Annotated in this window: 12 protein-coding genes; 8 read left to right on the forward strand and 4 right to left on the reverse strand. The window is 67.7% G+C overall.

What is annotated here, in order from left to right:
* Positions 1 to 34: 34 nt before the first annotated feature.
* Entirely contained in the window at positions 35 to 586 is a 552-nt protein-coding gene (locus tag AB0M24_RS35760) for a Uma2 family endonuclease (protein ID WP_363777921.1), read from the forward strand.
* 1 nt (position 587) lies between these two features.
* On the opposite strand, the gene AB0M24_RS35765 is transcribed toward AB0M24_RS35760, so the two are convergent.
* Positions 588 to 1,094 carry an Lrp/AsnC family transcriptional regulator gene (locus AB0M24_RS35765; RefSeq protein ID WP_363777897.1) on the reverse strand — a complete coding sequence of 169 codons (507 nt, stop codon included), beginning with the start codon at positions 1,092 to 1,094 and terminating at the stop codon, positions 588 to 590.
* Between the two features lie 59 nt (positions 1,095 to 1,153).
* Between AB0M24_RS35765 and AB0M24_RS35770 the strand changes: the two genes are divergently transcribed.
* Complete coding sequence (locus tag AB0M24_RS35770) at positions 1,154 to 1,747, forward strand: LysE family translocator (protein ID WP_363777898.1); 594 nt, start codon at positions 1,154 to 1,156, stop codon at positions 1,745 to 1,747.
* Here AB0M24_RS35770 and AB0M24_RS35775 read toward each other — a convergent pair.
* Entirely contained in the window at positions 1,744 to 2,031 is a 288-nt protein-coding gene (locus AB0M24_RS35775) for a DUF2218 domain-containing protein (RefSeq protein WP_363777899.1), read from the reverse strand. The two genes, AB0M24_RS35770 and AB0M24_RS35775, sit on opposite strands and share 4 nt — an antisense overlap.
* A 122-nt stretch (positions 2,032 to 2,153) precedes the next feature.
* Here AB0M24_RS35775 and gndA point away from each other — a divergent pair, with 122 nt between their 5' ends.
* The gene (gndA, locus tag AB0M24_RS35780; RefSeq protein ID WP_363777900.1) at positions 2,154 to 3,584 is read left to right on the forward strand and encodes an NADP-dependent phosphogluconate dehydrogenase; all 1,431 of its coding nucleotides are present in this window, start codon (positions 2,154 to 2,156) and stop codon (positions 3,582 to 3,584) included.
* Positions 3,581 to 5,125, forward strand: coding sequence for a D-alanyl-D-alanine carboxypeptidase/D-alanyl-D-alanine-endopeptidase (gene dacB, locus AB0M24_RS35785; RefSeq protein WP_363777901.1), 1,545 nt, complete (start codon positions 3,581 to 3,583; stop codon positions 5,123 to 5,125). The genes gndA and dacB overlap by 4 nt, the downstream gene beginning before the upstream one ends.
* A 53-nt stretch (positions 5,126 to 5,178) precedes the next feature.
* Here dacB and AB0M24_RS35790 read toward each other — a convergent pair whose 3' ends face one another.
* Together AB0M24_RS35790 and AB0M24_RS35795 are read right to left on the reverse strand one after the other, a co-directional pair.
* Positions 5,179 to 7,386 carry a bifunctional SulP family inorganic anion transporter/carbonic anhydrase gene (locus AB0M24_RS35790; RefSeq protein ID WP_363777902.1) on the reverse strand — a complete coding sequence of 736 codons (2,208 nt, stop codon included), beginning with the start codon at positions 7,384 to 7,386 and terminating at the stop codon, positions 5,179 to 5,181.
* Positions 7,387 to 7,762: 376 nt separating this feature from the next.
* Positions 7,763 to 8,080 (reverse strand): hypothetical protein, encoded by a 318-nt coding sequence (locus AB0M24_RS35795; protein WP_109633430.1) that lies wholly within the window; start codon positions 8,078 to 8,080, stop codon positions 7,763 to 7,765.
* 149 nt (positions 8,081 to 8,229) lie between these two features.
* Between AB0M24_RS35795 and AB0M24_RS35800 the strand changes: the two genes are divergently transcribed.
* From AB0M24_RS35800 to AB0M24_RS35815, 4 genes are all read left to right on the forward strand, one after another.
* Positions 8,230 to 9,078, forward strand: a complete 849-nt coding sequence (locus AB0M24_RS35800; protein WP_363777903.1) for a helix-turn-helix transcriptional regulator — start codon at positions 8,230 to 8,232, stop codon at positions 9,076 to 9,078.
* Between the two features lie 33 nt (positions 9,079 to 9,111).
* Complete coding sequence (locus AB0M24_RS35805) at positions 9,112 to 9,294, forward strand: DUF397 domain-containing protein (protein ID WP_363777904.1); 183 nt, start codon at positions 9,112 to 9,114, stop codon at positions 9,292 to 9,294.
* 318 nt (positions 9,295 to 9,612) lie between these two features.
* Positions 9,613 to 12,444 (forward strand): BTAD domain-containing putative transcriptional regulator, encoded by a 2,832-nt coding sequence (locus AB0M24_RS35810; RefSeq protein ID WP_363777905.1) that lies wholly within the window; start codon positions 9,613 to 9,615, stop codon positions 12,442 to 12,444.
* A gap of 101 nt (positions 12,445 to 12,545) precedes the next feature.
* Positions 12,546 to 12,701, forward strand: a complete 156-nt coding sequence (locus AB0M24_RS35815; protein WP_363777906.1) for a hypothetical protein — start codon at positions 12,546 to 12,548, stop codon at positions 12,699 to 12,701.
* The last annotated feature ends 10 nt before the right edge of the window (positions 12,702 to 12,711 follow it).

A 12,711-nucleotide genomic window follows, 5' to 3' on the forward strand; every position in this document is an offset into this window, starting at 1 on the left:
AGGCGGAAGAAAGGGTGTCCACATGACCGCGGAAATGCGGCCGAATCACCTGGTGAGCCTGGACGAGTGGGACGCGATGCCAGAGGAACAGTGTCGTCGTCTCGAACTCGTTGATGGAGTTTTGCAAGTGATCGCTGCACCCCTTCCCAAGCACCAGCGTGCCGGGCGTCGGCTTGCGCACTGGCTGGAAACGCAGCTGCCTGAAAGTTTGGCAGTGGACACCGACGTGGATGTCGTGCTCAAGGTTCATCCTCGCGCGACTGTTCGCAGGCCTGACGTCGTCGTCATGCCTGCGGAGATCTGGGGCGACGGAGGCCGTCGGTTCGACGGCGCGGACATGTTGCTCGTGGCGGAGATCGTGTCTCCCGGCTCGGAGCGGATCGACCAGGAGATCAAGCCGGGCGAGTATGCCGCAGCCGGTATCCAGTACTACTGGATCATCGATCTCGGTGATCCGCACAGCATGGCGGCACACGTCCTCGTGGATGGTCGCTATGAGTACGTCGGTGGTGGCACCGGCAAGGTCGAGCTCGTGAGTCCGGCGCCGTTGGTGTTCGACCTCGAAGCGTTGCTGCTGAACCGATAGCTCACGCTTTGCGCCGCCGGTGAGTCGGCCGCAGGTTCGCCGGCGGCGTCAGAGCCCGAGTCTCCACCCGCTCCAGCACCACTGAGCTCGTCAGGTTCCGCACCTCGGTCCGCGACGCGATCTTGTCCATCAGAAACGCCTGCAGGTGCGTCGAATCCGCAACGGCGATGTGGATCAGAAAATCAGCCTGCCCGGACACGTGGAAAACAGCCCGAGTCTCCGCCTGAGCCATCACGAACGCACGAAAAGCGGCGACCACCGGACGGGTGTGCGGCCGCACGTTCACGGCCACCACGGCCTCCAGGGGCAGACCCGTCGTGGCCGGGTCGACGACGGCGTGACAGCCGGTGATCACGCCGAGGTCGCGCAGCCGCCGGACTCGCTGCAAACAAGAAGACGGTGCCAGGCCGACGATCTCCGCCAGCGCGCGGTTCGGGATGGTCGCGTCGTTCTGCAACTCCTCCAGGATGTGCCAGTCGACCGAATCCAGTTCGGCTTGTTCGCGCATAAGCGAACATCGTACTGACCAGGTGGAATGCCGCAGAACAACGCACAACGATCAACGGCATGCACATCGCGTGGACGTCGTTCCTGGTTGCCCTGCTGATCATCATGATCGTGCCGGGGCCGGACTTCGTGCTGATCATGGGGAACGCGGTGCGGAGTCTCAGGAAGGGCACTGAAGCGGCTCTCGGGGTGATCACCGGGCTGCTGATCCACGCCACGCTGGCGACGATCGGACTAAGTGCGCTCGTCGCCGCGGTGCCGACGGCGCTCATCGCGGTCAAGGTGATCGGCGCGCTGTACCTGGCCTACATCGGGTTCATGACCTTCAAGCAGGCCAAGAGCACCGCCGCGCACCAGCAGGACAAGGGCAACGTGTTCCTCAAGGGCCTGCTGTGCGACCTGTTGAACCCCAAGGTGATGCTCACGTTCCTGAGCCTCATCCCGCAGGCGATGGACCCGAACAGCGCGCCGCTCCCGCAAGCCGCGCTCCTCAGCGCGGTCACGGTCGCCGTCTTCGCGCTGTTCTGGGTCATCGTGGTGCCGTCAGCGCGTCAGCTCGGCACGATTCTGGGCAAGCCCAGGATTCGAGCGACGTTCGAGCGGGTCTGTGGTACCGCTCTCATCGGTATGGCGGCAAGCGTCCTCGCGGCCTAGGACCACGTGACGGTCAGCTCGTCGCGGGTGCCGAACCGGACCAGGTGCCGTTCCACGACATCCCGCAGCCGGGCCACGTCCTCCTCCGACGAACACTCCACGCGCATCACCAAAGCGTCGTCCAGTGCCTCGAACGATGCCAGGCCCAGGGAGAAGCGCACGAAGCCGCGGGTGTCCTCCCAGGACCCTTCGAGGTCCTTGTGCGTGAAGTGCTTCACCAGCTGCGATCCGTACCTGGAGGCACGGTCGGTCGCCGAGCGTCCCACGCTCGTGAATTCCGTCATGCAAGCCAACTTACGCCTAGCCATACGTACCGGCACGTGACACGGTTCACCTGCTCAAACGGAGGCTGAGAACACCCTGTGACATCTCGCGTAAACCTGAAGAACACGGCAGGCTGTCGCGTATGACGGAAGGCAAAGCACGTATCGCGGTCACCGGTCTCGCCACCATGGGCAGCAACCTCGCGCGCAACCTCGCGCGCCACGGCTTCAAAGTCGCCGTGCACAACCGGACGCCCGCGAAGATGAAGGCCCTGCTCGACGAGCACGGCCACGAGGGTGACTTCGTCGGCGCCGAGACGTTGCAGGACCTGGTGGACAGCCTGCAGACGCCGCGCCAGATCATCATCATGGTCAAGGCGGGTGGCCCCACCGACGCCGTCATCGACGAGCTGAGTGACATCCTCGAACCCGGCGACATGGTCATCGACGGCGGCAACGCCCACTTCAACGACACGCGCCGCCGTGAGGCCGCGTTGAAGGAGAAGGGTCTGCTGTTCGTCGGTGCCGGCATCTCCGGTGGTGAGGAGGGCGCGCTCAACGGGCCCAGCATCATGCCGGGTGGCCCCGCCGAGTCGTACAAGCACGTCGGGCCGGTCTTCGAGGAGATCGCGGCCAAGGTGGACGGTCAGCCGTGCTGCGTGCACGTCGGACCGGACGGCGCCGGGCACTTCGTGAAGATGGTGCACAACGGCATCGAGTACGCCGACATGCAGCTCATCGCCGAGGCCTACGACCTCCTCAGCAGGATCGGTGGCCAGACGCCCGCCGAGATCTCCGAAGTCTTCACGCAGTGGAACTCCGGCGTTCTGGAGTCGTACCTCATCGAGATCACCGCCGAGGTGCTCAAGCACGTCGACGCGGACGGAAACCCGCTCGTGCAGGTGATCGAGGACGCGGCGGAGCAGAAGGGCACCGGTCGCTGGACCGTGCAGGAGGCGCTGGAGCTGGGCGTCCCGGTCACCGGTATCGCCGAGGCCGTGTTCGCGCGCAGCCTGAGCGGGCACACCGACCAGCGCAAGGCCGTGCGCGACGCGTTCGGTGCCAGCGAAGTGATCGCGAAGCCGGACGCCGAACTGGTCGACGACGTGCGCCAGGCGCTCTACGCGTCGAAGGTCGTCGCGTACGCGCAGGGCTTCGACATGATCCGCGAGGCCTCGAAGAACTTCGACTGGAACATCGACCTCGGCGCCATGGCGACGATCTGGCGCGGCGGCTGCATCATCCGCGCGCAGTTCCTCAACCGCATCCGCGAGGCCTATGACGCGAACGCCGATCTCGCGTCTCTGTTGGTGGACAACTACTTCCGCGACGCCGTCCAGAATGCCGAGGCCGCTTGGCGCAGGGTTGTGGTCCGTGCGGTCGAATCCGGTGTCCCGACTCCTGGCTTCGTGTCCGCTTTGGCCTATTACGACGGCCTTCGTTCCGAGCGTCTGCCCGCTGCTTTGGTTCAGGGACAACGGGACTTCTTCGGTGCCCACACGTACAGGCGGATTGATCGTCCCGGTAGCTTCCACACGTTGTGGTCGGGCGATCGATCAGAGGTGGAAGCGTGAAATTTCGTTTACTGGGGGCGGTCGTCGTTGCGGCGGCAGGGTTGACCCTGACGTCCAGCGGCGGCGCGGTGGCCGTCGGGAACGAGGCACTGACCCGCGATCTCGACGCGATTCTGGCGGACGGCGGCCTCAAGGGCGCCGACGTCGGCATCACCGTGCGGGACGCGAACACCGGTGAGGTCGTCTACACGAGATCGGGGAGCAAGCGCTCCCAGGTCGGCTCGAACCTGAAGGTGCTCACCACGACGGCGGCGCTCGAGCTGCTCGGACCGGACTACCGGTGGAAGACCGAGCTGCAGTCGTCGGGTGCCCAGAACGGGGCGACGCTGAACGGCGACCTGGTGCTGCGCGGCACCGGCGACCCGACGATGTCCGCCCTGCGCTACAAGGCGCTGGCGGACTCGTTGAAGAGCAAGGGTGTCACGTCGGTCAGCGGCTCGCTCGTGCTGGACGACACGGCGTTCGACTCCCAGCCGTACGGTCTGGGCTGGGCGTGGGACGACGAGCCGTACTCGTACAGCGCGGAGACGTCGGCGCTGACGCTGTCGCCGGACGCGAAGTTCAGCTCCGGCACGGTGGTCGTGCGCGTGAAGCCGGGTGCCGCGACCGGTGCCCCGGTTCAGGTGAGCGTCGAGCCGGCGAACGACCAGGTGCAGATCCGGAACACGGCCACCACCAACGGTGACGCAGGGATCAGCGTCGAGCGCGAGCACGGCACCAACGTGATCAACGTCAGCGGTTCCACCTGGGTGGAGACGACGGCGCTGGCCACGGTCAAGGATCCGACCTCCGTGGTCGGTTCGGTGTTCCAGAAGGCGTTGCAGGACAACGGCATTCAGGTCGTGGGTGGGGTCAAGAAGGGCAAGGCTCCGCAGGGCGCCGCGGTGCTCGCGACCGAGACGTCGATGCCACTGGGCCAGCTGATCAACCCGTTGCTGAAGAACAGCAACAACATGCTGGCCGAGGTGCTGGTGAAGTCCGCGGGTGGCTCGTTCACCAACGGCGTCAACCAGCTCAGCCGCAAGTGGGCCGGTCTGGGTGTCGACCCGAACTGGGTCGAGATCTTCGACGGTTCCGGCATGTCCCGAATGGACCAGATGTCGCCGGACGACCTGGCGTCGATCCTGATCAAGGCGAAGACCAAGCCGTGGTTCGGCACGTGGCAGTCGTCGCTGCCGGTGGCGGGCCGCGACGGCACGCTGGTCAACCGCATGAAGGGCACGCCCGCCGAGGGCAACGTGATCGCCAAGTCCGGATCGATGTCCGGTGTCTCGGCGCTGAGCGGCTACGTCACCACGGCGGCCGGCCGTCAGCTGGTGTTCTCGTTGGTGCAGAACAACGTTGTCTTGTGGGTAAGCCCGAAGACGATCGAGGACAAGGTCGCGGTCAGGCTCGCGTCCGACGGCGGTGCCCAGGTGGCCACGCCGAAGATCGAGCAGAAGACCGTGCCGCAGCAGCGCACCGCTCCGGCACAGGAGCGCACCAAGGTTCCGGCCAAGGAGCGCTTCGACGTCGAGTGCTCGTGGATCGGCACCTGCTAGAAGAGCGTTGAACTGGAGCCGCCCCGGGGAAACCGAGGCGGCTTCAGTGCTTTCTAGGCCGGCGACGGCACCGGTTCGAGCCCGTTGCGGTCCGGGTCCACCAGGTAGACGCGGGCGTTCGAGATGTCGAAGTACATGCCCTTCAACGTCAGCGTGCCCGCCGAGATGGCCTCGCGGACGCTCGGGTAGCCGAGCAGGTTGTCCAGCTGCTGAGCCACGTTCGCGACGGCCAGGCGGTCCGCCACCGGGAGTTCGGTGCAGCCGGACGAAGTCGGTGCGTGGAACCGGATCAGCGACGGCTCGGCGTTGCGCAGCCACGAGTGCAGGTGCGAGCCGCGCGACGCGGATCCCTTCACCAGCGCCTTCATCGCGCCGCAGTCGGAGTGTCCACACACGACGATCGTGCTGACGTTGAGGATCTCCACCGCGTACTCGATCGCCGCCCCGACGGACCTGTCGTCCGCGGAGGCCATCGGCACCAGGTTGCCGATGTTGCGCACGCAGAACAGGTCACCGGGCCCGGACGTGGTGATCAGGTTCGGCACCACGCGGGAGTCCGCGCACGTGATGAACAGCTGCTGCGGCCGCTGCCCGCGCACCGCCAGCTCCTGCAGGAACGGCCGCACCAACGGCGCCGACCGCCGCTCGAACTCGTGCATTCCCACCAGCATCGGGTCGCTTTCCGCGGACGAGCGCTGCGCCGGGAGCGTCACCGGCGAGCCCTGCCAGTGCGACCACGGGGCGAACCAGCGCGGCAGCGGACCGGGCAACGTCTTGCGCCGCCCCGGCTTGCCCTGGTCCGCGCGGTCGTACCAGGTGTCGTGCACCTCGTCGACCTCCACCCGCCCGCCGAGCCGTTCGTAGCCGTCGCGCCAGTCGTTGATCGCCTCGTACGACGCGTGGTCCAGGTAGTCGATGTGCAGCTCCAGCACCACGTGCTGGCCCAACGGCAACCGCCGCAGCTCGCGCACGAGCCGCCCGACTCCCAGGAACACCAACGATCCGCGCACGCACACCCGGTTGCCCTCGACACGCACCGAGCAGTGCGTCAACCGGTACAACGCGCGCAACAACGCAATGGCCAGACCGACGACGACACCCTCGAGCAGTCCGAAGAGGACGACTCCGAGCGCGGTCGCCGCGTACACCAGGAACTCCCGGTGCTTCAGCAACGTCCGCATCCGGTCCACCGACACGAGTTTCAGCCCGACGACGAACAGCACCCCCGCCAGGGCCGCCAACGGGATCATCTCCAGCAGGCGCGGGAACGCCAGCACCGCCACGGCGATCCACACACCCTGCAGAATGGCGCTGTAGCGGGTTTTCGCGCCCGCGGCGACGTTCGTGGAGCTCCGCGCGAGCCCGCCGCTGATCGGCAGCCCGCCCAACGCACCCGCGAGCACGTTGCCCGTACCCTGCGCGATGAGCTCCTTGTCCAGCCGAGCCCGCGGCCCGTCGTGCAACCGGTCGGTCGCGACCGCCGACAGCAACGACTCCATGCTCGCCACCAAGGCGACCGTGACGATGGCCATGACCACCGACCCGGCGCTTCCGGTGGGCATCTCCGGGAACACCAGCGCGTGGCTGTCCGGCAGGTCGACCCGCGCCACGTCGAGCTTCAGCACGAACGCCAACGCGGTCGCGAGTCCGACTGCGACCAAAGGCGCCGGAACCAGCGAGGCACGCGGAACCCGGGGCCACAGCAGCAAAGCCGCGATCGCCACCGCACCGGCGAGCAACGACCCGAGGTGCGACGACCCGAGCACGCCCGGCAGCAGCGCCAGGTTCTCCGGCACGGTCGACAACGCCGTCCCGCCCAGCACCACCACGAGCTGCCCCGCGGCGATGGAGATGCCGATGCCCGCCAGCATTCCGTGCACCACGGCGGGGGACAGCGACATCACCAGGCGGCTGATCCCGGTGAGTCCCAACGCCAGCTGCAGCACGCCCGCGGCCAGCGTGATCGCCGCCGTGGCCGCCCAGCCGAACTGAGCCACCAGCGACGCGACGATCACCACGAGTCCGGTGCCCGGTCCGCTGATCTGCAACGGCGCCCCGCTGATCGCACCGACGACCACACCGCCGATGACCGCGGAGATGATCCCCGCCATCAACGGCGCACCCGTGGCGTGCGCGATGCCGAGCGACAACGGGATCGAGATGAGGAACAGCACGAAGCTCGCGGGCAGGTCGTGCTTGAGGATCAGCGGAGGGCCGTGCGGGGTGTGCACGTCCGCGTTGGTCCTTTGTAGATGGTCCACGACAGCATTCCTTTCCTCGGAACAACGACATGGCCCTGTGCGGAAAAGGCACAGGGCGAGGGGAGGGGGAGTTCGCTAGAAGGCCTCTAAGGGCAGCAGACGACGCGGCCGGACGGCAGCGAGCGCGTCGGCGCGGTCATGCGGGGTCGGCACGGGAGCACCTCCGTGTCGGCACAGGCATCAAGGGTCGTGATCAGGCCGCGTCACCACCAATGATGGCGGCGGAATCGGTGCTGTGGCAGATCTTTCAGCCAACCGTGTTGATCTTGACCCGTCACGTCACAAGAGGTGACGACGAAGAAGGGCCGGCTCCGGTCGGGGGGTGCGGAGCCGGCCCAAGTCAGGACGGAACTGAAGAACTATCGAGTTTCGGAATTCAGCCTACCGAGCGCAGGTGCTTGCCGTGTGAAGTCTCCTGGCCCACCACGGTCAGGATCAGCTGCGCCGAGAGGTAGGCACGGCACGGTGCGGGCAACCTGCGGGAGAACCAGCCGCGCTTGCAGGTGGCGCACCGGCCGTGCTCGTCGGGCTGGTGTTCGTCCAGCAACGCCTTGACCACCGCGACCACCCTCGGCAGCTCAACCCTGGCGAGCACGAGGGCGGTCTGGTCGTCGCCGCGCTGGGCGAGCTCGGTGAGAGTGGCCAGATGGGAGTGCAGCGACTTGTCCAGTTGGCTGAACACCGTGACGGCCATCAGGCTCAGAGCTCCAGTCCTTGCGTAAGCAACCCATGCAGCCTGGCGCGCGCTCCCTGCGATCTGCAAGTTGCAATACACGAATGGATGACGTCTCTTTGCGACGGCCTCCTTCGGTCTCAAACTGAGACGCGAACCAGGAGGTGTGGATGCCACGGGGTAGCAGCCCGACCCTGCGCAAGCGCCGGCTCGTGAGCGAGCTGAGGCGACTGCGTGAAGTGTCCGGGCTGACGATCGAGGAGGTGGGCGAGCGTCTTGAGTGCTCGGCCTCCAAGATCAGCCGCATCGAGACGGGGCGCGTGGGGGTGAGCCCGCGGGACGTGCGGGACATGCTCACGGCCTACGGTGCGGACACCGCCACCCTCGAGGAACTGGTCCAGCTGGCCAGGGAGGCCCGCCGCAAGGCGTGGTGGGACGAGTTCGGTGACATCGCGCCCGGCCGCTACGTCGGGTACGAGGCCAACGCGGACTCGATCAGGACCTACCAGGGGCTGATGATCCCCGGCCTGCTGCAGTGCGAGGCGTACACGAGGGCGTTGATCTCCCAGGTGCTGCCTGACGCGAGCACCCCCGAGATAGACCGCAGGGTTCGGTTGCGCAAGGCACGGCAGGCCTTGCTCAGCGAGGACGACCCGCTGCGCCTGCACGTCGTGATCGACGAAGCCGCCCTGCGCAGGCTCGTCGGCGGCACCGAGGTGATGCGCACCCAGATGGCGCGTCTTCTCGAAGTCGGTGCACTGCCGAACGTCACGATGCAGGTCGTGCCGTTCACCGCCGGTGGTCATGCTGCGATGGACGGCCCGTTCGTCATCCTGAGCTTTCCGGAGCAGCTCGACCCCGACGTCGTCTACATCGAAAGCACACGAAGCGGCGTCTACCTGGAACAACAGTCGGACGTCCATTGGTACGCCGAGATGTTCGAGCGTCTGGTGAAATCCGCCCTGAACAGCAGGGACTCGGTAACCCTGATCACGGAGATCGCTCGCACTCTCGCGTGAACTGCGACCGGGAGTGAACAGACAGTGGAAAGCTTGCGTTGGCGCAAGAGCAGCCGTTCGTCCGCCGGTGGGCCCGAGTGCGTGGAGATCGCGCTCGTCTCAGCCGGTGCGGCGGTCCGTGACAGCAAGAACGCGGACGGCGCGCGGCTGAGGTTCGGCGACGCCGGATGGGAGACCTTCCTCGCCGCCGCGAAGACCGGCTCTTTCGTCGGCTGAGAAGACAGAAGCCAGAAGGCCCCGACCGGTTTCCCGGTCGGGGCCTTCTGCACTTAGGGGACGTGGGCCGGCCGGCGTTCCGCCGCCGCGGGCTGGATGCCCCTTGCACGCCGGCCGACCCACGTCGATCATGGGGAGCAGCGGGTGATCCGCTGTCCGGTCCAACCTGTTCCGACTACTCGATCTCCGGTTTCCGTTGATCTCGCCGTCTGTGGTTGGTTGGACACGCTAAGCGTAAGAATGGCTTCTACAGCACGACTGGAGCCCGACTGAAGTGATCTTCAAGCTCCAGGTGGCCACCAGGCGAAGGACAGATCGGTGACGCACGGCGAGGAACCCCTGCGGTTCGAGGTTCTCGGCCTCCTCCGGGTCGTTCGCGCAGGTCACGAGGTGGATCTTGGCGCCGCGAAGCAGCGCGCCGTCCTCGCGGTACTGCTGCTCGCGCGCAACACCCCGGTCAGCCGCGGTCAGATCATCGAGGCCGTCTGGGGCGACAACGTGCCCTCCAGCGCGGTCAACCTGGTCCAGACCTACGTCGCCGGATTGAGACGCGCCCTCGAACCGAGCCGTGCTCGCCGTGCTCCGGCCGAGCTGCTGACGTCGGTGGGCGACGGCTACCTGTTGCGCGTCGAGTCCGGCGCGCTGGACCTCGACGTGTTCGAACGTCAAGTGCTGCTCGCGAACCGCATGCGCGCGACCGGTGACCTGGCTGGAGCCGCGGTCGAGCTGGACGACGCACTGGCGTTGTTCCGCGCCGAGCCCCTCGGTGGCGTCTCGGGTCTCTTCTGCGATGTCGAACGTGGTCGTCTCGTGGAACGCCGTCTGGCCGTGCTCGAAGAACGCGCCGAGCTGGGGCTGGCGATCGGCCAAGGTCCCGAGCTGGTGTCGCAGCTGACCTCGATGGTCGTCGAGCACCCGTTGCGCGAACGCGGCCACGGCCTGCTCATGCGCGCGCTGGTCCAGGCGGGTCGCCAGGCCGAGGCACTCGCCGCCTATCGAGAAGCTCGCCGCGTGCTGATCGAGGAACTGGGCGTCGAACCGGGCCCGGAACTGCGGCGCGTGCACCAGGCCGTGCTCGCGGGGGACAGCCCGGAGCCGGAACGCGCGCCCGTTCGCGTACCGCAGCAGGCCGCTCCCGAACCCGCGCCGGTCACGATCCCGGCCCAGCTCCCGCGCGCTCCTGTCTCGTTGATCGGCCGCGACGCCGAGCTGGCCGTGATGGACGACCTGCTCCACCGCCACGACGGCCCGGTGATGCTGGTGACCGGTCCTGCAGGCGTGGGCAAGACCGCGCTGGCGTTGCACTGGGCCCACCGCGTGCGCGAGGAGTTCCCGGACGGCCAGCTCTACGTCGACGTCCACGGCTACGACCCGAACCGCGAGCCGCTGGAGATCGGCGAGGTCCTCAACCGCTTCCTGCGCGCTCTCGGCGTCCCGGCCAGTGACACCCCCGTCTCGGTCGACGAACGCTCGGCGCTGCTGCGCACGTTGCTCGCCGACCGCCGGATGCTGGTGATGCTCGACAACGTCCGCGGCTCGGCCGACCTGCTGCCGTTGCTGCCGGGCGCGCCGTCGTGCGTGGTCGTGACGTCCCGTCGCCGGCTGGTCGGTCTGGTCGCCCAGGTCGAGGCCAAGCTGATCGAGCTCGACATGCTCGACCCGGAGGCCGCCGTCGACGTCCTGGGCCGCATCGCCGGTCGTTCGGACATCGAGGCGCCCGCACTGCGTCAGCTCGCCGAGCTGTGCGACGGGCTGCCGCTGGCGTTGCGCATCGCCGCCGCGCGTCTCGCCGTGTCCCCACGTTTGCGCGTGGCCGAGCTCGTCGAGGAACTGCAGGACGAGCACGGGCGCCTGGCCGCGTTGGGTCTGGAGGACGGTGAGGGCACCGTACGGGCCGCTCTGGACGCCTCACGCCGTGCGCTGCCGCCGGTGCCGTCGCGGTTGTTGGCCATCATCGGTCTGCACCCCGGTGCCGATCTCTCGTCGCACGTGGTCGCGGCGATGGGGGAGGTGCCGCTGCTGGAGGCCCAACGAGCCCTGGACGCGCTGACCGCGGCCAACCTGCTGTCCGTCGGCGACCCTGGGCGGCACGTGGCCCACGACATGGTCCGCGTCTACACCAAGACCCTCGCGGGCGAGCTGTCCGAGCCGGAACGCCGGGCCGCCACCGGCCGGATGCTCGACTACTACCTGCACTGCGCCGACCTGGCCGACGGCATGCTCCCGATCAACCGGGGCAGTGTGCTCGTCGCTCCCGAACACCGTCCCGCGCACGTGCCGACGCTCCTGGGTCCGGCCGACGCGATGGCGTGGTTCGACACCGAACGCGCCAACCTGATCGCGGCGACGGAACACGCGTCGGTCGCCGGCTGGCACGTCCACGCGTGGCAGCTGCCGTACACGTTGTCGCGGTACCTGTGGCTGCGGACCGAACGCGAGACGTCGTTGCGCATCACCGAAGCCGCGTTGCAGGCCGCGATCGCGTTGAACGACGACGACGCCAGGTTCGTCATGCAGTTCAACCTGGGCGTGGCGTTGCTGCAGTTCGAGCGGTTCGACGAGGCCCTCCAGGCCCAGCAGGGCGCGCTGGAAGTGGCTCGGCGCAAGGGAGACGTCCACCAGCAGGCGCGTGCTTTGACGACAGTGGCGGGCACGTTGCAGGACCTGGGCAGGGCTGCCGAGGCCGAGAGCCACTACCGCGAGGCCATGGAGATCTCGCGGATCGCGGGCTCGAAGTGGGCAGAGGCGAACGCGCACCACCACCTCGGGCTGCTGTACCTGACGACGCAGCGCTTCGACGACGCGATGCCGTGGCTGCGGGTCGCGCTGCGGATGTACCACGAGGTCGGCGAGCAGTGCGGCGAGGCGGCGTGCCACGTCGACATCTCGACCGCGCTGCTGGAGACCGGCGACACCGAGGGCGCGCTGTCGTCGGCTCGCGTGGCGCTGGCCGTGGCCTGTGACGCGGTGTCGCCGTACCACCAGGCGCTGGCGCACGATCGGCTTGCCGCGGTGTTCGACAAGCTCGGCGCGGCGGGGGCGGCGGCGCACTGGCAGCGCGCGCTGGCTCTCTTCACCGAACTCGGCGCACCGGAAGCCGACGGCATCCGCGCCAGGCTGGCCAGGGCCCGAGCGGTGACCGTCGGCTGAGGGCGAGTGTCCGCTGGTGACCGGGTAGTAAGGGGTTCGCGGGCGGGGAGTGCGTGATCGCCCGATGCCTGAGGTAAGGCCTCAGCAGCACTCTCGGCGTCATGAACGAATGGACCCCTGAGGCGATCAAGGCAGAGATCGACTACCGCCGCGGCAACGCTCAGTGCAACTGGCAGCGGTCGAACGGTAGCAAGCCGTCGTGGATCAGCCGCGTGATCCACCGCACCTCTGCGAAACACAGCAGCACCGGCGCATGACGTGTGCAAA

Origin of the sequence: Lentzea sp. NPDC051838, assembly GCF_040681245.1 — a bacterium.
Classification (GTDB): domain Bacteria; phylum Actinomycetota; class Actinomycetes; order Mycobacteriales; family Pseudonocardiaceae; genus Lentzea.